The sequence below is a fragment of the Burkholderia sp. YHN3-13 genome (assembly GCF_055810675.1).
Map to the genome: position 1 here is coordinate 25,373 of NZ_JBVVNQ010000022.1, position 20,952 is coordinate 46,324.

The 20,952-nt window shown below is 65.4% G+C and carries 22 protein-coding genes; 13 read left to right on the plus strand and 9 right to left on the minus strand.

Features of this window, described 5'->3' with window-relative positions:
- Positions 1-17: 17 nt before the first annotated feature.
- From AC0KUR_RS32385 to AC0KUR_RS32415, 7 genes are all read left to right on the plus strand, one after another.
- Positions 18-899, plus strand: a complete 882-nt coding sequence (locus tag AC0KUR_RS32385; protein ID WP_034190398.1) for a branched-chain amino acid ABC transporter permease — start codon at positions 18-20, stop codon at positions 897-899.
- Positions 900-909: 10 nt separating this feature from the next.
- Positions 910-1,950, plus strand: coding sequence for a branched-chain amino acid ABC transporter permease (locus AC0KUR_RS32390; protein ID WP_124609935.1), 1,041 nt, complete (start codon positions 910-912; stop codon positions 1,948-1,950).
- 53 nt (positions 1,951-2,003) lie between these two features.
- The gene (locus AC0KUR_RS32395; RefSeq protein WP_301742876.1) at positions 2,004-3,368 is read left to right on the plus strand and encodes an ABC transporter substrate-binding protein; all 1,365 of its coding nucleotides are present in this window, start codon (positions 2,004-2,006) and stop codon (positions 3,366-3,368) included.
- A 2-nt stretch (positions 3,369-3,370) separates the two neighbouring features.
- The gene (locus AC0KUR_RS32400; RefSeq protein WP_034190401.1) at positions 3,371-4,168 is read left to right on the plus strand and encodes an ABC transporter ATP-binding protein; all 798 of its coding nucleotides are present in this window, start codon (positions 3,371-3,373) and stop codon (positions 4,166-4,168) included.
- A 181-nt stretch (positions 4,169-4,349) separates the two neighbouring features.
- Positions 4,350-5,471, plus strand: a complete 1,122-nt coding sequence (gene ssuD / locus AC0KUR_RS32405) for an FMNH2-dependent alkanesulfonate monooxygenase (protein ID WP_473376912.1) — start codon at positions 4,350-4,352, stop codon at positions 5,469-5,471.
- 214 nt (positions 5,472-5,685) lie between these two features.
- Positions 5,686-7,053, plus strand: coding sequence for an MmgE/PrpD family protein (locus AC0KUR_RS32410; RefSeq protein ID WP_473376913.1), 1,368 nt, complete (start codon positions 5,686-5,688; stop codon positions 7,051-7,053).
- A complete protein-coding gene (locus tag AC0KUR_RS32415) occupies positions 7,050-8,381 on the plus strand; it encodes an LLM class flavin-dependent oxidoreductase (protein WP_473376914.1) in 1,332 nt (443 codons plus the stop codon). The genes AC0KUR_RS32410 and AC0KUR_RS32415 overlap by 4 nt, the downstream gene beginning before the upstream one ends.
- Position 8,382: 1 nt before the next feature.
- Here the strand turns inward: AC0KUR_RS32415 and AC0KUR_RS32420 are convergent, their stop codons facing one another.
- From AC0KUR_RS32420 to AC0KUR_RS32450, 7 genes are all read right to left on the minus strand, one after another.
- Entirely contained in the window at positions 8,383-9,222 is an 840-nt protein-coding gene (locus tag AC0KUR_RS32420; RefSeq protein ID WP_034190404.1) for an amino acid ABC transporter ATP-binding protein, read from the minus strand.
- The gene (locus tag AC0KUR_RS32425) at positions 9,209-9,994 is read right to left on the minus strand and encodes an amino acid ABC transporter permease (protein WP_175027788.1); all 786 of its coding nucleotides are present in this window, start codon (positions 9,992-9,994) and stop codon (positions 9,209-9,211) included. The genes AC0KUR_RS32420 and AC0KUR_RS32425 overlap by 14 nt, the downstream gene beginning before the upstream one ends.
- Entirely contained in the window at positions 9,984-10,718 is a 735-nt protein-coding gene (locus tag AC0KUR_RS32430; protein ID WP_124671283.1) for an amino acid ABC transporter permease, read from the minus strand. The genes AC0KUR_RS32425 and AC0KUR_RS32430 overlap by 11 nt, the downstream gene beginning before the upstream one ends.
- Entirely contained in the window at positions 10,715-11,557 is an 843-nt protein-coding gene (locus AC0KUR_RS32435) for a transporter substrate-binding domain-containing protein (protein ID WP_049036066.1), read from the minus strand. The genes AC0KUR_RS32430 and AC0KUR_RS32435 overlap by 4 nt, the downstream gene beginning before the upstream one ends.
- A gap of 501 nt (positions 11,558-12,058) precedes the next feature.
- A complete protein-coding gene (locus AC0KUR_RS32440; protein ID WP_059562196.1) occupies positions 12,059-12,655 on the minus strand; it encodes an NADPH-dependent F420 reductase in 597 nt (198 codons plus the stop codon).
- A 27-nt stretch (positions 12,656-12,682) separates the two neighbouring features.
- Entirely contained in the window at positions 12,683-13,450 is a 768-nt protein-coding gene (locus tag AC0KUR_RS32445) for an SDR family NAD(P)-dependent oxidoreductase (RefSeq protein WP_069706430.1), read from the minus strand.
- 12 nt (positions 13,451-13,462) lie between these two features.
- Positions 13,463-14,197 (minus strand): SDR family NAD(P)-dependent oxidoreductase, encoded by a 735-nt coding sequence (locus tag AC0KUR_RS32450; protein ID WP_124609942.1) that lies wholly within the window; start codon positions 14,195-14,197, stop codon positions 13,463-13,465.
- A 105-nt stretch (positions 14,198-14,302) separates the two neighbouring features.
- Between AC0KUR_RS32450 and AC0KUR_RS32455 the strand changes: the two genes are divergently transcribed.
- From AC0KUR_RS32455 to AC0KUR_RS32475, 5 genes are all read left to right on the plus strand, one after another.
- Complete coding sequence (locus AC0KUR_RS32455; RefSeq protein WP_034190410.1) at positions 14,303-15,226, plus strand: LysR family transcriptional regulator; 924 nt, start codon at positions 14,303-14,305, stop codon at positions 15,224-15,226.
- Positions 15,227-15,609: 383 nt separating this feature from the next.
- A complete protein-coding gene (locus AC0KUR_RS32460; protein ID WP_473376915.1) occupies positions 15,610-16,491 on the plus strand; it encodes an NmrA family NAD(P)-binding protein in 882 nt (293 codons plus the stop codon).
- Positions 16,492-16,524: 33 nt separating this feature from the next.
- Positions 16,525-16,899, plus strand: a complete 375-nt coding sequence (locus AC0KUR_RS32465) for a hypothetical protein (protein ID WP_124609944.1) — start codon at positions 16,525-16,527, stop codon at positions 16,897-16,899.
- Positions 16,900-16,971: 72 nt separating this feature from the next.
- Positions 16,972-17,685 carry an SDR family oxidoreductase gene (locus AC0KUR_RS32470; RefSeq protein WP_069706427.1) on the plus strand — a complete coding sequence of 238 codons (714 nt, stop codon included), beginning with the start codon at positions 16,972-16,974 and terminating at the stop codon, positions 17,683-17,685.
- A gap of 160 nt (positions 17,686-17,845) precedes the next feature.
- On the plus strand, positions 17,846-18,307 hold the full coding sequence (locus tag AC0KUR_RS32475) for a MarR family winged helix-turn-helix transcriptional regulator (RefSeq protein ID WP_034190413.1): 462 nt from the start codon (positions 17,846-17,848) through the stop codon (positions 18,305-18,307).
- Between the two features lie 37 nt (positions 18,308-18,344).
- Here the strand turns inward: AC0KUR_RS32475 and AC0KUR_RS32480 are convergent, their stop codons facing one another.
- Complete coding sequence (locus AC0KUR_RS32480; RefSeq protein ID WP_473376916.1) at positions 18,345-19,400, minus strand: SDR family oxidoreductase; 1,056 nt, start codon at positions 19,398-19,400, stop codon at positions 18,345-18,347.
- A gap of 58 nt (positions 19,401-19,458) precedes the next feature.
- On the opposite strand from AC0KUR_RS32480, the gene AC0KUR_RS32485 reads away from it, so the two are divergent.
- Positions 19,459-20,460 carry an AraC family transcriptional regulator gene (locus AC0KUR_RS32485; protein WP_059562187.1) on the plus strand — a complete coding sequence of 334 codons (1,002 nt, stop codon included), beginning with the start codon at positions 19,459-19,461 and terminating at the stop codon, positions 20,458-20,460.
- A 60-nt stretch (positions 20,461-20,520) separates the two neighbouring features.
- Here AC0KUR_RS32485 and AC0KUR_RS32490 read toward each other — a convergent pair whose 3' ends face one another.
- Positions 20,521-20,718 (minus strand): hypothetical protein, encoded by a 198-nt coding sequence (locus AC0KUR_RS32490; RefSeq protein ID WP_082744785.1) that lies wholly within the window; start codon positions 20,716-20,718, stop codon positions 20,521-20,523.
- Between the last annotated feature and the right edge of the window lie 234 nt (positions 20,719-20,952).

The window sequence follows — 20,952 nt, forward strand, 5'->3', positions numbered from 1 at the left end:
ACGACAACGGGGGGGTAATGGAGTTCTTCATCGAGGTGCTGACCGGCGGGTTGCTTGCGGGCGTGATGTACTCGCTTGTCGCGATCGGTTTCGTGCTGATTTACAAGGCGTCCGGCATTTTCAACTTTGCGCAGGGCGCGCTCGTGCTGTTCGGCGCGCTGACCTACGTGAGCCTTGTCGAGCGCGGCTGGAGCGGATGGCTCGCGTTTGTCGCCACGCTCGGCGCGCTGGTCGTGATCGCGATCCTGACGGGGAGGTTGGTGTTGCGTCCGCTCGTGAACCGGCCGCCCATCGTGCTGTTCATGGCGACGCTTGGCCTGAGCCTAGTGCTCGAGGGCGGGGCGCAACTGCTCTGGGGCGCGCAGGTGCACGGTCTCGAACTCGGCATCGACGACAAGCCGCTGCATCTGGCCGGCGTCATGGTCAGCCAGTTCGATCTGTTCGCGGCTGCGACGGCGGGCGCGCTGGTGCTTGGACTGTCGCTGTTCGCGCGAGGAACCCGCCTTGGCCTGTCGCTGCGTGCGGTGGCCGACGATCCGCTTGCCGCACTGGCGGTTGGCGTGCGTCTGCCGCGCGTATGGGCGGTCGTCTGGGCGCTGGCGGGGTTCACGAGTCTCGTCGCCGGGCTATTGTGGGGCGCTCGGCTCGGCGTGCAGTTTTCGCTTTCGCTGGTCGTGCTCAAGGCGCTGCCGGTGCTGATCATCGGCGGCTTTTCGTCGATCGGCGGCGCGATCGCGGGAGGGCTGCTGGTCGGTGCCACCGAGAAGCTGGCCGAGGTTTACGCGGGTGGGCTGATCGGCGACGGCATCGAGAACTGGTTCCCCTATCTGATGGCGATGCTGTTCCTGCTGGCGCGGCCGTACGGCCTGTTCGGCGAGCCGCCCGTCGAGCGTGTCTGAGGGAAGTCACATGGAATTGACGAATACCGCTTCGGTCCCCGTATCGCGTCGCGTGAACCCGCGCCGGTGGATCGCGCCGGGTGTGCTTGCGCTCGTCGCGTTCGTTGGCGTGCCGCTGTGGGCGAACGATTACTGGCTCAATGCGATTCTGGTGCCGTTTCTGATCCTGTCGATCGCGGGACTCGGCCTCAACCTCTTGACCGGCTATGCGGGGCAGCTTTCGCTGGGTTCGGCGGCATTCATGTCGATCGGGGCCTACGCGAGCTACAACCTGCTCGTGCGCGTGCCGGCGCTGCCGTTGCCGGCGAGTCTGCTGCTTGGCGGGGGCGTGAGTGCCGCGGTCGGCGTGCTATTCGGGTTGCCCAGCCTGCGCATCAAGGGTTTCTATCTGATCGTCTCCACGTTGGCCGCGCAATTTTTCGTGGTCTGGCTGTTTACCCGCGTGAGCTGGTTTTCGAACAACGATACGTCGGGTGTGCTGAGCGCGCCGCTGCTTGAGATCGGTCGCTGGCACATCGACAAGCCGGCGTCGCGCTATCTGTTGGTGCTCGGCGTCGCGACGGTGCTATTCGCACTGGGAGCGAGCGTCGTGAAAAGCGAGCTGGGGCGGCGCTGGATGGCGGTGCGCGACATGGATACGGCGGCGCGCGTGATCGGCATTCCGATCGGCCGGACCAAACTGCTCGCGTTTGCGCTGAGTTCCTTCGTGCTGGGGATTGCCGGCGCACTCTGGGCCTTCGCTTACCTCGGCACGATTGAACCGGACGGCTTCAGCCTCAACCTGTCGTTCCAGATCCTGTTCATCATCATCATCGGCGGCATGGGCAGCATCGGCGGAAACTTCCTCGGCGCCGCCTTCATCGTGCTGCTCCCGATCCTGCTGTCGAACGCGGGCGGCGAGCTCGCGCGAGTCGGAATCGGCGGCGAACAGTTGCAGAACCTGCAGAAGATCGTATTCGGCAGCCTTGTCATCGTGTTTCTGATCAAGGAACCGGACGGGCTCGTACGATTGGTCCAGGTGGCGTGGGAGCGATTCCTGCACAGGAAATGAAGCCGTGTCGACGGGGAATTTTTTTAGTTATATCAACAAGGAATGCTAAGAATATGAGAAATGTTCGAAAACGATTTTCAGGGTTGGCGTGGAGAAAATGGGTTGGCGCCTTTGCCGCCGTGCTTGCGCTCTCTCCGGCGGTCGTGCCGCAGGCGCGCGCGGCGGGCGCGGAATACTTCCCGCTGCAAAGTTACCGCGTCGGTCCGTACGCGGCGGGCGGCAGCGGCTTCTTCGGCGGCTTTATCGACTACCTGCAGCTGATCAACGCGCGCGACGGCGGCGTCAATGGTGTCAAGCTGGTGTGGAAGGAGTGCGAGACCGAATACGTCGTGGAAAAGGGCGTCGAGTGCTACGAACGCCTGAAGAACAGCGGCCCCGACGGCGCTCCGGCCGCGGCCACCAATCCGCTGTCGGTCGGTATCGCGTATGCGACGCTCGACCGTTCCACGGCCGACAGGATCCCGCTCATTACGATCAACCACGGACGTACCGACTCCACGGACGGTTCCGTGTTCCCGTACGTGTTTCCGCTGCAGCTGAATCCGTACAGCGAGGTGTCGGCGATCGTCAACTACGTCGGGCAGCGCTCGGGCGGACTGGCGAGCCTGAAGGGGAAGAAGATCGTCGTGCTCTATCACGGCTCGCCGTATGGCCGCGAGACGATTCCCGTGGTCGATCTGCTGGCGAAGAAATACGGCTTCATCGTGACCCAGATCGAGGTTCCGCACCCGGGTAACGAGCAGGGTTCGCAGTGGCTGAAGATTCACCAGATCAATCCCGACTGGGTGATCCTGCGCGGCTGGGGCGTGATGAACCCGGTGGCGATCAAGACCGCACAGAAGGTCGGGTATCCGGTCGACCACATCATCGGCAACATCTGGAGCAATTCGGAGGAGGACGTGCGCCCGGCCGGCGATGCGGCCAAGGGCTTCATCTCGATCACCACGCACCCGTCGGGAACGGATTACCCGGTGCTGCAGGCGATCAACCAGTTCGTGATCAAACCGGGTAACGGCAACCTCAAGGATCCCGCGCGCTTCGGCACCGTGTACTACAACCTCGGCGTGGTGAACGGCATCCTGAATGTCGAGGCGGTGCGCGTCGCGCAGCGCAAGTACGGCAACAAGCCGCTGACGGGCGAGCAGGTGCGCTGGGGCTTCGAGCATCTGAATCTCGACGACGCCCGGCTCAAGCAGCTCGGCGCGCTCGGTCTCGTGCAGCCGCTCAAGCTGTCCTGCGCGGACCACGAAGGGGGCGGCGCGGTGCGTTTTCAGCAATGGGATGGTGCCAAGTGGCACGTGATCAGCGATTGGGTGCAGGCCGATCGCGCGCTGCTGCGCCCGATTATCGAGAAGTCGGCGCTTGCCTATGCGAAGGAAAAGGGCATCACGCCGCGCGATTGCAGCAAGGAGCCGTGAGCATGAGCGCCCCGATCCTGCAGGTCGACGAGATTGCCGTAACTTACAGCCAGATCATTCCCGCGTTGCGCGGGGTGTCGCTGACGGTCCCCGAGGGCGCGATCGTTGCGCTGCTCGGCGGCAACGGGGCGGGCAAGACCACGACGCTCAAGGCACTGTCGAGCCTGGTGCATGCCGAGCGCGGCGAATTGACGAGCGGCCGCGTCGTCTATCGCGGCGAGGACGTCACGCGTGTCGAGCCGTGGACGCTGGTCGAGCGTGGTCTGGTCCAGGTACTCGAAGGGCGTCGCTGTTTCGGACACCTGTCGGTCGAGGAGAACCTGCGGATCGGTTCTTTCGCGCGGCGCTCGAAGCGGATCGGGATCGACACGGATCTGGAGCGGATCTACACGATCTTTCCACGCCTGAAGTTGAAGCGGAAAGCCTTGGCCGGCTATACGTCGGGCGGCGAACAGCAGATGCTCGCGATTGGCCGGGCGCTGATGGCGCACCCGTCACTCGTGTTGCTGGACGAGCCGTCGATGGGACTTGCGCCGCTGGTTGTCGAGGAGATTTTCGAGGTCGTCGCGACGCTCAACCGTGACGAGGGCGTGAGTTTCCTGCTCGCCGAGCAGAACGCGTCGATTGCGTTGCGCTTTGCCGGTTATGGCTACGTGCTGGAAAGCGGTCGAGTCGTCGCGCATGGCACGTCGGCGGAACTCAGGGAGCTCGATGCTTTACGGGATGCCTATCTTGGCGGTACGCCGGTCGAATATGCGGCCAGACGGGCACAACGGACGTTGGTGACGACTTCGGCATGACGGGGCCGCCGTTCGGAAGTCGGACAGGATGCGCAATCGACAGCATCGGGCCGAGCGATGTCCCGAGCTCGCCGTCGTCGCTCCTGCTTGCCGCGTTTCGACAGCCGTGGCGCCGATCGTGCGAGAACCCGGCATGGCATCGACCCGCGCGCGCTGCGGATGATGATTTCACGAATACATGATGAGTCTCGATATTTTCTGGTTTCTGCCCACTTCGGGCGATACGCGCTATCTCGGCAGATCGGATTTCGGCCGTCAGGCAACGAACGCTTACCTGCGCAGGATTGCGGTTACGGCCGACGAACTCGGTTACGACGGTCTGCTGATTCCGACGGGCGCTTCCTGTCTCGATCCGTGGGTGACGGCGGCCAGCCTCATTCCGGTCACGCAGCGTATCAAGCTGCTGGTGGCGCTGCGGACATCACTTGGCAATCCGACGGCATCCGCACGCCAGGCGGCCTCGCTGGACCAGGCCCTCGGCGCGGGGCGGCTGTTGCTGAATGTCGTGCCGGGCGGCGACGCAACCGAGCTTGCTGCCGATGGCGTGTTTTACAGCCACGACGAGCGATACGAGGCCAGCGACGAATTTCTCACGATCTGGCGTCGTCTGTTGCTGGGCGAGAAAGTCGATTTCGACGGCAAGCACCTGAAGGTGCAGGGCGCGCAGAACTTCTTCCCACCGGCGAGCCAGCCTTATCCGCCGTTGTATTTCGGCGGCTCCTCGCCAGCGGCGCACGAGTTGGCCGCGAAGCATGTCGATGCCTATTTGACCTGGGGTGAACCGCCCGATGCCGTGGCGGAGAAGATCGCCGACGTGCGTCGGCGCGCCCGGCAGTATGGTCGCGAGATTCGTTTTGGCGTGCGGCTGCATGTCATCGTGCGCGAAACCAGCGAGGAGGCATGGGCGGACGCAGATCGACTGATCAGTCACCTGACCGACGAGGAAATCGCGGCGGCACAGCGCAACTATGCGAGCATGGATTCAGTCGGGCAGAAACGGATGGCGGCGTTGCACGGCGGCAGCCGTGAAACACTGGTGGTCGGTCCCAATTTGTGGGCCGGCGTCGGCCTCGTGCGCGGAGGGGCGGGCACGGCGCTGGTCGGAAGCGCGGAAGAGGTGGTCGCGCGACTCAGCGAGTATGCGGACCTCGGTGTGGACAGTTTCGTGTTGTCCGGCTATCCGCATCTGGAAGAGGCGATTCGTTTCGCGGAATTGGTGTTTCCGCTGCTGCCCGGCAAAACACCGGTCACGTTGCGCGATCGGACGCTCACCGGTGGCGCGTTCGATATCCGGGCCAACTGACCCGCTTGGGGAAGCCCGGACGGATGCGATCGCGCGTTTTGCGACAGCCTGCCTCCGTCCAGGCAACGCTGATTACGCGATATAGAAAGCTCGAATACTTGGTTGGGCGCGCACGGATGCTTCGCTAGTATCCAACGCTCCCATTCGAGCGGGAACCGGACGGTTCCCGGTTGCGCCGCCCGTTGCGGCGATTCGCGACTTTCCAACTGCCGACATGTCTTCCCACTTGATTCCCGACGGCACGGCCGGCGACATCACGCGCCGGCTGGCCGAGGCGATCGCGTGCGCCGAACCCGCGCGTGATCCGTCCGCGATCGCTGCCGCGCGGCGCGGCCTGCTCGACTTTCTTGCCGCCGCGTTCGCCGGCGCTCGCGACAACGGTTACCGCAAGCTGCTGGCGGTGTGCGCTCGAGAATCGACCGGCGCGGCAGCGGTGATCGGCAGTGCGATTCCGGCATCGTCGCAACATGCCGCGCTGCTCAACGGTTATGCTGGCCACGCGCTCGACTACGACGACGTGCACAGCAGCGTGCGCGGCCATCCAGGCACCGTGCTGCTGCCGGCGCTGCTCGCGCTCGCGCAGGTGCGCGCCCGCAGCGCGCTCGAACTGCTCGATGCATACGTCGTCGGCGTCGAGACGATGGCGCGAATCGGTCTCGCGCTCGGCAGCCGCCACTACGAACTCGGCTTCCACAACACCGCGACGCTCGGCACGCTCGGCGCGGCGGCGGCCGCCGCACGTCTGCTCGGGCTCGATGCGGCGGCCACCGAAAACGCGCTCGGCATCGCCGCGACGCAATCGGCCGGGCTGCGGCTGCAGTTCGGTAGCGAGGTCAAGCCGTTGCACGCGGGCCTGGCGGCACGCGCGGGGCTGCTCGCCGCGGAACTCGCCGAGGCCGGCCTGGCCGGCGCACCGGGCGCACTCGACGGCCCGGAGGGATTCTTCGCCGTGTTCGGCGGCGGCGCGTCGCAACCGGCGCGCGTGCTGGCCGACTGGGGCGCGCCGTGGCAGATCGTGGCGCCGGGGCTGTACTTCAAGCCGTGGCCGTGCTGCACGGCAACTCATTACGCCGTGCAGGCCGCGCTCGATTTGCGCGCCCGCCATCGCATCGCGCCGGCGGACATCGACGGCATCGCGGTCACGTTCCCGCCCGGCGGCGATACGCCGCTGTCGAACCGACTGCCGGCCACCGGCCTCGAAGCGCGCTTCAGCGTGGAATACGCGGTGGCCGCCGCACTGACGGAGGGGCCGCCCGGTGTCGCGACGTTCGCCGACGTGCCCGTGCGCGGCGACCTGATCGCGCTCGCCGCACGCGTGACGCGGCGCCACGATGCCGCGGCGCCGCGCGCGTCGACCGATCCAGCGACGCGTTTCTCGGTCGTCGAGATTGCGCTGCGCAACGGCGACACGCTGCGGCAACGCACCGAACGCCTCGTCGGTGCCGATAACCTTGCCGCGAAGTTCGCGGACGCGACCGCTCACGATCCCGCACTCGCGTTCGTCCCGGCACTGATCGACACGATGCGAAGCACGGCCGATCTCGCCCGGCTTTTCCACACCTTTACGCCGCTTCAATCATGAGCACCGATCGCAGCACACTTTCCCGCCGCCAGATGCGTCTCGGGTTGTTCCTCCAGGGCGCTGGACACCACGTCGCCGGTTGGCGCCACCCCGATGCCGAATCCGGCAGCGAGAACTTCGATCTCATGCGCCGCGTCGTGCAGACCGCCGAGCGCGCGAAGTTCGACATGGTCTTCCTGGCCGACGGCCTGACGAGCGGCCCCGACGCGCATCCGTCGATGGCCATGCGCTTCGAGCCGCTGAGCCTGCTGTCGGCGCTCGCGATGCATACGCGGCGCATCGGCCTGGCGGCGACCGCGTCGACGACGTACAGCGAGCCTTACCATATCGCGCGCGTGTTCGCCTCGCTCGACCACCTGAGCGGCGGGCGCGCGGCATGGAACGTCGTGACGACGTCATACGACCGCACCGCCGCGAATTTCACGCGCGGCAATCATCCGGATCACGCGCAGCGCTACGAGATGGCCGGCGAATTCGTCGATGTCGTGAAGGGGCTGTGGGACAGCTGGGACGATGACGCGGTTGTCAGGGACAAGGCGCGCGGTGTGTATTTCGACCCGGCGAAGGTGCACACGCTCGATCACGCCGGACACTTCTTCAACGTGAAGGGGCCGCTCAACGCTTCGCGTCCGCCACAGGGCCATCCGGTCGTGATCCAGGCCGGCTCGTCGGGTCCCGGCCAGGAGCTAGCCGCGCGCACCGCGGAAGTCGTGTTCACCGCGCAGCAGACGCTCGAGGAAGCGCAGGCTTTCTATCGCGACCTGAAGGGGCGGCTCGCGGCATACGGCCGCGCCCGGGACGCAATTGCCGTGATGCCGGGCGTATTCCCGGTGATCGGCCGCACCGAGCAGGAGGCCAAGGACAAATATGCGCAGCTCCAGCAATGGACCGATACGTCCGGCGCGCTGACGCTGCTGTCGGACCGTCTTGGCCACGACGTGTCGAAGTATCCGCTCGACGGCCCGCTGCCCGACCTGCCCGAATCCGACCAGTTGAAGAGCCGCGCGAAGCTGCTGACCGATCTCGCGCGCCGCGAGAACCTCACGCTGCGCGAACTCTATTATCTCGTCGCCGGCGCACGCGGGCATCGGATCGTGTGGGGCTCGCCGACGCAGGTCGCGGACGCGCTCGAGGAGTGGTTCGATGGCGGCGCCGCAGACGGCTTCAACATCATGCCGCCCTATTTCCCGGGCGGACTCGACGATTTCGTCGAGCAGGTCGTGCCGGAACTGCAACGACGCGGCCTGTTCCGCACCGAATACGAGGGCACGACGCTGCGCGACCATCTCGGGCTCGCGCGCCCGCCGAGCCGCTACGCCGCGCGTTGAGTCAGACCGCGAAGCGCGTCAGGTCCAGGGCGATCGGCGCGTCGTCGCGGCTTGCGTGGGCGCGGCCGGTCGGGCCGAGCGCATGGGCGAGGAAGGCCCGCGTGCGCGGGCTTTGCGGCGCGCGGAACAGTTGCGCGGCCGGCCCGTGCTCGACGATCACGCCCGCCTCGGTGAAATAGACGACGTCGCTGATTTCCTCGGCGAACCGCATCTCGTGCGTGACGAGCACGCAGGTCATGCCGTCGCGCACGAGATCGCGAATCACCGCCAGCACGTCGCCGACGGTTTCCGGATCGAGCGCGGACGTCACCTCGTCGAACAGGATCAGGTCGGGCTGCATCGCGAGCGCGCGGGCGATCGCGACGCGCTGCTGCTGGCCGCCCGACAGCTCGCCGGGGTAGGCATGCGCCTTGTCCGCGAGACGCACGCGTTCGAGCAGTGCGTGTGCGGTGCGCACCGCGTCGGTGCGATCGCGGCCGAGAATCCGTACCGGCGCGACGACGAGATTGTCGATCACGCTCAGGTGCGGAAACAGGTTGTATTGCTGGAACACGAAACCGACCCGCTTGCGCAGCGCGATTTCGTCGCGCTCCGATGCGAGCCGGTCGACGCGCGTGCCGTCGACGTCGATCAGGCCGCGCTGCGGCCGCAACAGCCCGGTGATGCAACGCAGGATCGTGGATTTGCCGGAGCCGGACGGACCGATGATGGACACGGCCTGACCGCGATGCACGTCGAGATCGATGCCGCGCAGCACGGGCGTCGTACCGTAGGACAGATGCACGTCGCGCAGGCGGACGAGCGGCTCGTCCGCGCCGCGCGGAGTTTCAGTGGAATGCATGACGTCGTTCGAGAAGGCGGGTGAAACGGGCGATCGGGTAGCAGTACGCGAAAAACAGGCCGAGTACCGTGAAATAGACGACGACGGTGAAGTCGGCACGCGCGACGGTGTTGCTCGCGACCTGCGCGGTGTCGAGGAGGTCGTGCACGCCGACCAGCGACGCGAGCGCGGTCGCCATCGCAATGCTCGCATACAGGTTCATCCACGGCGGCAGCATGCGGCGTACGCATTGCGGCAGGATGATCCAGCGGAACACCTGCACGCGGCTGAACGCGAGCGAGCGGGCGGCGTCCCACTGCGCATGCGGAATCGACTGGATCGCGCCGCGGAAGATTTCCGCGAAGTTCGCGCTCGCGGGCAGCGCGAGGCCGAGCGTCACCTTGAACCAGTCCGGAAACGGCAGCGCCGCATGGCCGAACCTGATCTCGAATGGGAATACGTAGGTCGAAAAATAAATCAGCACGAGAAGCGGCGCGTTGCGGAACACTTGCACGTACGCGCGCGCCATGACGCGTGCGATGCCGAGCCGCGACAGCGTCAGCGGGCCGAGCACGAGGCCGGCGAGCGTGCCGATCGCGATCGCGATCGCGCTGATGCCGATGTTGACCAGCATCGCCTTGCCGAGCGCCGGCAGCCACGTGGCGAGCGCGACGAGGGTCGGGTGATGGCGGGCCGCGACGGCCAGCGCGACGACGGCCAGTGCGGCCAGTGTCGCCGCGACGGCGGGCCATCGCACGACGCGCACGGGCTGTGCGCGCAAGTCAATGGCCATAGCCGGGTATCCTCAGGCGGTGTTCCAGCCAGCGTCCCGCGAGGTTGACCGCGAACGTGAGCGCGCCGAAGAAGAGCAGGATCAGGATCATCAGCTCGAGCACATTGTCGCGCTGCGTCCAGATCATGATCGACGCATAGGTGACGTCGCCGACGGCGATCGCCGAGGCGACCGTCGTCATCTTCACGAGGTCGACCAGGTTGTTGACGAGCGCGGGCAGCGCGAAGCGCACCGCGAGCGGCAGTTGCACGTGCCAGAGCCGCTGGCGGCGGCTGTAGCCGAGCGATTGCGCTGCCTCGAGCGTTGCGCGCGGGACCGCTTCGAGGCCGGCGCGCAGCGCTTCAGCATGGAACGCGCCCTTGTGCAGCGAGATCACGATGACGCTCCAGAGGAACGGCGTCAGCGGATTGCCGCCCAGATCGCGCAGTGCGGCGCTGATCAGCATGTTGACGACGAGGAATGCGCAGAACAATTGCACGAGCGTCGGTGTGTTGCGGGTGACTTCGACGAAGGCACGCGCAGGGCGCGCGAGCGCCGCGCTCGGCGACACCAGCAGCGCGGCGAGCACGATGCCGCAGGCGAGGCTGCCGAACGCGGTCGCGATCGACAGTTCGAGCGTCACGCCCATCCCGTGCACGAACGACGCGCGTTCGTCCGGGGCGAGCACGAAGCTGTAATCGAGGCCGAACGTGCGGAGTGCATCGACGGCGGCGGCCACCGTCATGTGCGCTGCGCCTTGAGCTTCGCGTGCAGGTCGAGCACGGCTTGCGACGGCGTCATTCCGTTCTTCCGCTCGACGTCGAGCAGCCAGCCGCTGCGGTGCCAGTCCTGGACGATCCGGTCGAGCGCGTTTTGGGTATCGGTCTCGCCCTTGCGGACCCAAATCACGGCCGGCGACGGAATCAGGTCGCTCGACAGCGGGGTCGTATAGTCCTTCCAGTCGGGGTTGCGCGCGACGAGCATGCGCAACGTCGGTGCGACGTGCACGGCGGCCACGCAGTTGTTGCCGCGCAGTGCGAGCAGCGATTCCGGCTGACCGCGGAAGGCCTTCACCTGCGCGCCGTATTCCGTCGCGAGCGGCTTCGTGTAGTTGCTGCCTTGCGACACGCAGACCGGCTTGCCGCGCAAGTCGGCCCAGGACTTGATACCGCTGTCCTTGCGCGCGATCAGCGCGCCGCCGATGGATTCGAACGGCGTCGGCGCATACGACAGTATCTCCGCGCGCTCCGTCGTCAGCTCCATGTTGGCGATCAGCGCGTCGACCTTGCCCTGCTGCAGGAACTGCACGCGGTTCGACGGCTGCACCGGTGTCAGCTCGGCGTCGACACCGAGCCGCTTCGCGACGTCGTTCGCCAGATCGACGTTGAAGCCGACCGGTTTTTGCGTCGCGGGATCGAGCGAGCCGAACGGCGGGCCCGACAGGATCACGCCGATCGAGATCTTGTGACGTTGATGGATGCGATCGAGCGTGCTGTCCGCGCGAGCGACACCGGAAAAAGCGGAAAGGAGGGCGGCGAGGAAAAGCGCGTGGCCCGACGTAGTGCGAAACGATCTGCTGAACATGGGAAAGAGGAACGTTGTTGGAGCGACGCGGGGCGGAGCGTCGCGCGCCCGGTTGTCGGGAGCCTGTATTCTCGGGATGGGGAACGCATCCAAGAACCAACAAATTCTCATACCGTTATCTGATCCTCCGATTTACGCAGAGGAACGCGACGTTTTAGCGGCCAAAATGGCGGTTTAGCGGAGGGCTCGCGCGGGCGGATGCTGAACGGATCTGCGCGAACCGGTCGGCTGGCCGCGCCATGCGGCGCGGCGCCAGCGATCACGCACGCGCATGCGGCCGCGAGGCTCGGGGCGATGCCCGCTGGAAGACGACTCGAGCGTGTGGCGGACAACCGTTTGAACTCGCGGTAGTTTCACTTCCCTGGGTCGACGACGACCGGCGAAACGGCGTCGTCGACCTGGAATCGGTGGAGGAGGTGATTCGTCATGCGAATCAAAATACTTCGGTCGTGGGCGCCCTCCGACTCGTCGGCTCAGGGAACATCCGGAAACCGTTGACCGTCAGTCAAACGTGATCAAGTCCTTGAAGATCAGTTTTCCCCAGTTGTTTCCGCGCGCGTGAACAAGCAGTCCACCGTCCGAAAGTCCGCCGAGTGATATCGGCGCGAAACCCAGTTTTTCCGCAAGCGCGCCGATCTCCGCCGCGGCACCGTCATCATCGCTCGCGAGGAACACGACTCTCCTGCCGCCTTGTACGGCCGGGTCCTGGCCGAGAATGGCCGCCGCCAGATGATTGAAGCCTTTCACCAGCCTGGCTCCGGTGAACGCGTGCGCGACGAACGCAGAGGAGGGAAGACCGTCCAGTTCCTCGGGCGGGGCGAAGGTGTTCGTCACGTCGACGATGATCTTGCCCGTCCAGTCCGGCAGCGCTTTCGCGACCGCCGGGTGCGACTCGAAACGGACCGCCAGAAAGATGATGTCCGCCTTGACCGCTTCCGCCAGCGTGGCGGGAATGATCGAGCGCCCGATCGCTGCCGCATCGGACGCGAAGCTTGCCGGATCGCGCGTGCTTGCAACGGCCACGTCGATGCCGTTGCGGGCGAACGCCCTGGCCAGTGCGTGGCCGATCTTGCCGAAGCCGACGATTGCGTAACGCATGGGTTTCTCCTTCGTTTCCCGGTGTGCTCAGAGCTTGTAACCGCCGCTCGCTTCAATCGTTTGGCCGGTGACCCAATGGCCCTCATCGGACGCCAGGAACGCCACGACAGCGGCGATTTCCGCAGGCTCGCCGAAGCGGCCCAGCGCGATCTGGGCCTCGGCCGCCTTGACGAGTTCGGGATTCTCCCGAAAGGCGGCGTTCGCATCCGTTCGCGTGAAGCCCGGCGCCACGGCGTTCGCGGTGATGCCACGCGGCCCCAGCTCGATTGCGAGCGTATGGGTCAGGGTATTGATGGCTGCTTTCGCCATCGAGTAGACGGGCGCGGCCGTCACGGGCTTCGTGGCGGCCGCGGAAGATATGTTGATGATGCGTCCGCCGTCGGCGAGGCGATCCAGTGCGGCTTGAATGATGAAGAAGGGCGCGCGGGCGTAGACCGCCATCAGGGTGTCCCAACTCTCCGGCGTCGCTTCCTTGAAGCCGAGCCAGCCGGAATTGCCGGCGTTGTTGACCAGAATGTCGAGAGTCTTGCTTCCGTTCCGCCTCGTGAACTCGTCGTCGAGTCTTTCGAACAATGCCGGGACGGTCGTCGGATCAACGAGATCGGCGTGGACGGCGAACGCCTTGCCTCCCGCTTTCTCGATGGCCACGATCGTTTCGTCCGCGCCGGATTTGCTGGCGTTGTAGGTCAGTGCGACGGTCGCCCCGTCCTTTGCCAGACGTTCGGCGATGGCGCGGCCAATGCCTCGTGATGCCCCGGTCACGAGCGCGGTCTTGCCCTTCAGTGATTGCGTCATCTGTTTTTCTCCTCAGAGCTGTGCCAGGCCGCCGTCAACGGCGACCTCGCTGGCGGTCATGAAGCTGCTGTCCGACGACGCAAGAAAGGCCGCCACCGCGCCGATCTCGGCCGGATCGGCCATACGCTGGAGCGGCGTCAGCGCGCCGTAGGCCTTCTGGCCCGCTTCGCCCAGCGCCTCCTTGGCGAGTTCGGTCGCCGTCGCCCCGGGCGACAGCACGTTGACCCGGATGCCGGTGCCCTTCAGGTCCGCCGCCCAGGTCCGCGCGAGGTTGCGCACCGCGGCCTTGCTCGCGCTGTAGGCCGTGAATCCCGGGGCTCCCGTGGTGCCGGCGCTCGATCCGGTCAGGATGATCGAACCACCCTGGCCCATCAGCGGCAGCGCCTTCTGGACCGTGAAGATCGAACCCTTCACGTTGGTGTCGAAGATTTCGTCGATGTGCTCGGCGGTGAGCTGGCCGAGCGGAAGCGGGCTTCCCGCTCCGGCGTTGGCAAAGACGATGTCGAGGGTGCCGCGCTCCGCCTTGACCGCCGCGTAGAGCCGGTCGAGGTCGGCCGGATCGGCGACCGAGCCCTTCACCGCGCGGGCATTGGGCCCCAGCTCGGCCACCGCGGCGTCGAGTGCCGCCTGCCGGCGGCCGAACAGGTAGACGAAAGCGCCTTCCTCGATGAAGCGCTGCGCCGCGGCGCGGCCGATGCCGGTTGCGCCGCCGGTGATCACGGCAGTCTTGCCATTCAGTCTGTTCATGTCGTGCATCCTTCGAAACAAAAGTGACACGCCGATTCTGGAGCACTTGATTCATGAAGCCAATTGACTGAATATCTATAAGTACCATCTACTTTATAGATAGATATGCTGGACAACGTCACCATCAATCAACTTCGGGCGTTCGTTGCCGTGTGTGACCAGGGAAGCTTTTCCGGCGCCGCGAGGGAGCTGAGGCGTGCACAGTCGGCGGTCAGTCATGCGATCAGCGCGCTCGAGAGCGCGTTCGACGTGGTGCTGTTCGAGCGCAACACGCGCAAAGCGACGCTCACGGCCGCGGGCCGCAGCCTCCTGCCTGATGCACGCGGGGTGATCTCGCGCACCGAGGAAATGAAGATGCGTGCGGTGGCGATTGCCGAGACCGGCGTCCCGCAGGTCTCGATCGCCGTGGACACCTATTTTTCGCGGGCGCACCTGATTGAATGCCTGCACACCGTGCAGGCGGACTTTCCGACGGTTGCAATCAATCTGCGCATGACAACCATGCAGGGCGGCGAGCGTCTGGTTCTCGACGGGACGTGCGCATTGGCAGTCACGATCACGGACGTGCCCGAGCTGAGCCCGGGCACCGTGGAACGGCATCATTTATGCGATGCGCAGATGGTGACCGTCTGCGGGCCATCGCACCCGCTGGCCGCGATGGCGATGCCGATCCCGCGGGAAGAATTCGGCCGGCACATCCAGCTCGTCGTCACCGACAACCAGCCCGATGCGGAAAAGACCCAGCAGGGAGTCGCCAGTGAACGCCAATGGTGGGTAAACGACCTCGGCGCGAAGCACGACTTGCTCAAAGGCAGCCTGTGCTGGGGGCACATGCCGCGCCACATGGTCGAGGCGGACCTCGCCAACGGCGCCCTTGTCGAGCTCAAGCGGCGTGCCTGGCACATGCGTCCCCTGACGTTCATGATCTCGCAGCGGCGCGGGTACGCGCTTTCCGGATGCGAGGCGCGGCTGGTCGAACTGCTCGGCAATCGGGCGCCACAAAAGGCGGGAAGAGGGAAGTCGACGTAACGTGCGGCCGCTGACGGGTTGAATTCGCAATCGAAAGTCGCCAGTCGGAGGGCGGCTGTCGGTTGATTCCTGCCATTTTCATTTGTTCGCTCGCGCCCGCCGGATGCGCACTCAACTGTCGGCTCCAGAGATGGTGCGATCCCTTGGCCATCCCGCTGATGAGTCGCATCGTCGCTGAGCGAATCGTTGGCGAGGGCCAGCGCGAACGGCGATTTGCGGTTTGCAGCCCGGCCGAATCGGCGGGCAGGTCGAATACTCGGGCTCCTGACTGATGAACTCCAGCGCCGTCGCCCCGCCAACCAAAAATCTTGACTGTGAGAGCATATGCTCCTATTCTTTGTCTCAAGGGAGCATATGCTCTCATTTTCGAACGGAGCGAAGCGATGAACGAGCCTGAGATTCTTGTGAGCGGTGCAACCGGTCGCACCGGAGGTATGGCGATTGACGAACTGCTCAAGATGCACAAACGCGTGCGTGCCTACGTGCGCACCGATGACGATCGGGCGGCAGCCCTGAGGCGGCGCGGTGTCGATGTCGCGGTCGGCGACTTCACCGGCATCGACGACATTCGGGCAGCGATGGAAGGCATCCGATCGGCGTATTTCCTTCATCCGATCGCGCCGGGGATCATCGGGGCCGCAGCCTATTTCGCACAGGCGGCAAAGGAGGCGGGGGTCACGGCGATCGTCAACATGTCGCAGATTTCCGCGCGCCGGGCGTCGCTGAGCCACGCGGCACAGGATCACTGGGTCTCCGAGCAGGTCTTCGATTGGTCGGGCGTCGCGACGATGCATTTGCGCCCGACGTTCTTTGCCGACTGGCTCGTCTATCCGCATTTTGCGCGGGAGATATGGGCCACGAAGAAGATCGAATTTCCGTTTGGCAACGGCCGTCACGCGCCCATCTCCAGCGACGACCAGGGACGCGTGATCGCCCACCTCCTCGCCAAACCCGAAGGCCACGGGGGCAAGACCTACACGCTGCACGGCCCCGTCGAGATGAACCACGTCGAGATCGCGGACGCGATGAGCGAGGTTCTCGGCGCCCGGATCGAATACGCGCCGATTTCCATCGAGGCATTCCGAATCAAGATGGAGACCCTTTACAAGTTTCCGCCGTTCCTCACGCAGCATCTGGTCGAAGTCGCGCAGAACTACCGAGACGGCATCTTCTCGGGCACCAACGACGCCGTCGAGAAGATCACCGGAACGCCGCCGCTGTCGGTCCAGCAGTTCGTCGAGAAATATCGGGCCGCATTCGTGTGAACACGTCCCTGAAACGAATCGAGGGGTTTGAACATGTCACCCATCCAGCCTGATCGTCACCCGTTTCTCGATGATCTGACGGCCGATGCCGAACTGGTCAGCTCGGTGTTGCGCACGCCCGTGACCGGGCGCGACGAAATCCGGCTCGCCGTCGACGCCGTCGGGACCTTTTACGTTTCGCAGACGCCCACGTTCGTTCAGGCCGTCGGCTCGCGGCTCTTTCTCGAATACGAGGCCGTACTGACGAGCGGCGAGATGCTGAGCGCGGTCGTGGTCGTCGATCGCAACGCCGACGGCTCGGTGCCGCGAGTCAGCGTGCGAATGAGCCCGCTTGGCGCCGTACTGACTCTCGCGACCCATCTGCGGGAGTCGCTTTCGAAACAGTTGCCGGAACACGTCTTTCTCTGAGCCAGGCACCCGCGTGCTCGTGGCGGGCGTCGACACGCCCCCGGCACGCGGCTTTTGAAACAGGAGCTTGTCATGGATATCAAGAACGCCACCGTCTTCATCACCGGCGCCAATCGCGGCCTGGGCCTCGCTTTTGCACGCGAGGCGCTGCGGCGCGGGGCGGCGAAAGTGTACGCCGGTATGCGCAACACGAGCGGTTTCGACGAGCCGGGCATCGTGCCGGTCAGGATCGATGTCACGGATCCGGCGTCGATCGCCGAGGCCGCGAAACGGGCGGCCGACACGACGCTGCTGATCAACAACGCGGGCATCGCCGCGCTGATCGACGGGCCTTTGGCGGCCGACATGCAAGCGCAGTCCGCCCGCTTGTTCGATACCAACTACTACGGCGTGGTGCGCGTCACACAGGCCTTCGAACAGATCCTCGCGGCCCAGCCGCATGCCGCGATCATCAACGTGCTCTCCGATATCGTGTGGCTCCCTCGGCCCTATCTGACGCCGTATGCCGCGTCGAAAGCCGCCGCCTGGAGCTACACGAACCAGCTTCGCTTTCACCTGCGCGAGCGCGGCATCCAGGTTCTCGGCCTGCACGTCGGGTTCGTGGATACCGATCTGACCAACGGCATCGACGTGCCCAAAGCCAGTCCCGGCGACGTCGTACGACGGACCTACGACGCGCTCGCCGCCGGCAAGAGCGAGGTCATGGCCGACGAGGGGACCGCGGTGCTGAAGAGCACGCTCGCGGCCGAGATACCCGGCTACATCACGCCGCCGGCAGGGCTTTGAACACCGCGGTCGACACGGGCCGGATTGGGCGGCGAGACACGAGGTGCGCGGATCGTGCGCCAGCGTTGTCGCTCCCGGCTATCATCGATGGATACGACCATACCCTTGCGCGACGTGTGCGTCGCGCTCGCGCAAGGAACCGAAATCAGGAGTGAACCCGATGTTGCCCGTCAACCAGCCGCTTGGCATCGATCAATGCAACTGCTTCACCGTAAGGAAGGCGAGCAGGCAGATCTCCCGACTCTACGATAGTCATCTCGAGCCCTCGGGCTTGCGCATCACGCAATTCCTCACGCTGGCCGCCCTGCGCGAAGTGGGAAGTACGCCGGTCAACGCCCTTGCCGAACGGCTCGATATCGAACGAACGGCGATGGGGAAGATGGTTGGCTTCCTGGAGCGCGACGGCTTCGTCACGATCAAGCCGTCGCCCACCGACGGCCGCAGCCGCCTCGTTGAACTTACCGAGGAGGGACGGCGCCTGCACGAAAGAGCCTCCCCGCTCTGGCAGGAAGCGCAACGGGAGTTCGAGCAACTGAACGGTGTGGCCAATGTGACGGCGTTGCGAGAAGGGTTGAGAGGCGTGCAGATCGGCGACGTGTCGATGCGCTCGTCGCAAGACTGAGCAGTCATTCGACGAAGGGCGATGAAATCCGCTGTCGTTATCGCTGGCCTGCATCGCGCAGCAGTCCGAGGCGCGCGAGGCTTTCGGCGGTAGCAACAAGGGCGTCCTCGCGCGGGCGGGGCGACCAGCCGAGCAAGCCGATGGCCTTCTGGCTGGTGGCGTTCAGGTTGCGGCCGAGCAGCGGCAACGATCCTCGCAGCGCCGGATCCCTGAGCGCGCCGATGCGCACCAGCCAGTCGGGCAGCACCCGGGTGGACACATGGCGCGCGGCATCGCCCATGCGCGTCTTGAGCACCTGCGCGACTTCGGCGAGCCACATGCTTTCGCCGGCAATGGCAATGAAGCGCTCTCCGTTCGCGGTGTCGTGGGTCATCGCCCGCACATGCAGGTCGGCGACGTCGCGCGCGTCGACGAAACCGGAATTGATGCGCGGATTGCCGGGCTGGCCGTTCAGCATGCCCCTGATCAGGCGGATGGAGTGCGAATAGTCGTCGCCGAGCACGGGCCCGACAACCGTCACCGGGTTGATCGCGGACAGTTGCATGCCGTGCCCTTCTCGCGCGATGAAGTCCCATGCCGCGCGTTCCGACAACGTCTTCGACTTCTGATAAGGCCAGACATCGGCGGCCGTCAGGTTGCTCCAGTCGGTTTCGTCGAAGGGGCGGTTCATTGGCCCGTGTCCGGCGCAAATCGCACCGAAAGCGGAGGTCAGCACGACGCGCCGGACACCCGCGTCCCGCGCCGCACGCAGCACGCGCAGCGTGCCTGCCACGGCGGGCTTGACCCAATCGTCTTCACTCGTCTGCGTGCCGGTGGGCGTGGGCGACGCGCCATGCACGACGTAGGCGCAGCCGGCGGTTGCCCGTTGCCAGCCGTCGTCGGCGAGGAGATCCGCCTCGACGAATGACAGACGATCTCCGGGTTCCGCGCCGCCTCTTTCGAGCTGGGCGCGCACCTGCGTTTCGCGCGCGAGCGAGCGGACGGTGGTTCGTACCTGATAGCCGCGATGCAGCAGCGCCAGGATGCAGTGTTGTGCAATGAAGCCGGTGCCGCCCGTTACGAGAACCGATTCGAGGCTGGTATTGCTGTTCATGTCGTTGAATGTCAGGGATGAAGAACCGGAAGGTTAAGGGCCGGTCTGCCGCTTGTTAATGCTTTATAGTGCGATTTACTTGCGCGACAGTACGATGATGAGCGACGATCCCTTCTCCGACATCCTGAGACTCGCGAACGCCGAATCGCTGGCAACGGGAGGCTTCTCGGCCGGCGGCGCCTGGGCCATTCGCTTTCCGGCACCCGACAAGATCAAATTCTTTGCGGTGGTGAAGGGCACGTGCTGGGTTTGCATCGACGAAGAGGAAACGCCGATCCGCTTTGAAAGCGGTGATGTCGGTCTGCTGACGGCAAAACGATCCTTTGTCCTCGCCAGTGATCCTGGCGTTCCACCCGTCGATGCGATGGCGTTGTTCTCGGGCGCCGGCAAGTCGTCGGCGAAACTGGGCAACGGCGATGATTTCGCCCACATCGGAGGACACGTCCTGCTCGATCCGGTAACCGGCAACTTGCTGTCGGACGTACTGCCGCCCTGGATTCACGTACCGGCCGCATCGCCGCAGGCAGTGAGGGTGCGCTGGCTTCTCGAGCAACTCGTGGAAGAGCGTGCGGCCGATCTGCCCGGCGCGCAGCTCGTATCGGCCCAGCTCTCGCAACTGCTTTTCATTCAGATACTGCGCGCCCATCTGAACGCGTCCGCGCCGTTGGCGGGATGGTTGCGTGCGTTGAGCAACCCACGCATCGCACCGGCACTGCGATTGATGCACGGTGATCCCGCACGCGCGTGGCATCTGGACGAGCTTGCCGCCGCGTGCGCGATGTCACGAACCACGTTCGCTGCGCACTTCAGGGCGAGCGCTGGCGTCGCGCCGCTGACCTATCTCGGCCAGTGGCGCATGCGGGTTGCGGAACGCCGTTTGCGCGACGAGAGCATCCCGGTCGCCCTGCTTGCGCAGTCGCTCGGCTATTCGTCCGAAAGCGCATTCAGTAACGCGTTCAAGCGCATGTCCGGACATGCGCCGACGGCCTATCGTCATATCGCTCGAACGGCTGCCGAAAACATCGGCAGTGAACGCGGCGGCGTTCGCGGGGAAAGCTGACGCTGCCGGTTCGGCACTGCCGCCGTCTCATGGCGGCGCTTCAATGAGAACGGTCGAGGTTCATGCCGGCACGGCGGGCGGCGCCGCGGCATGCACGCCAGGCAGCGCCGGCAGCGCATCGAGCAGCGACGCGGTGTACGGGTGCGCCAGCGCGTCGGCGGGCGTGTCCCCCGATGCTACCGGGCTCTTGTCGAGCACGCTCAAGCGGAACGGTAGCGCAGACAAATCGGAGTGGGAGCGGATGGCGTCGAACGTCATGATGAGGCGATCGGCGCGGGTCGAGGCGGCCTGATCAACGGGTTTTGCATGCCGAATTATTTTGCGGCGCCGTTCGCACGGTCAAACAATCAAGAAGAATATCGAAAGCCGAAAATATTCGTTCCTGCCGCCCCGGGCGCTTGCGTTATGGTCAGTGGTTGCGCCCCCCGCGGCGCGTTCCCGGCGCATGCAGGACGGCCCGGCGCGCGCGTGCTCGCCGTCGCGATGCCGGCA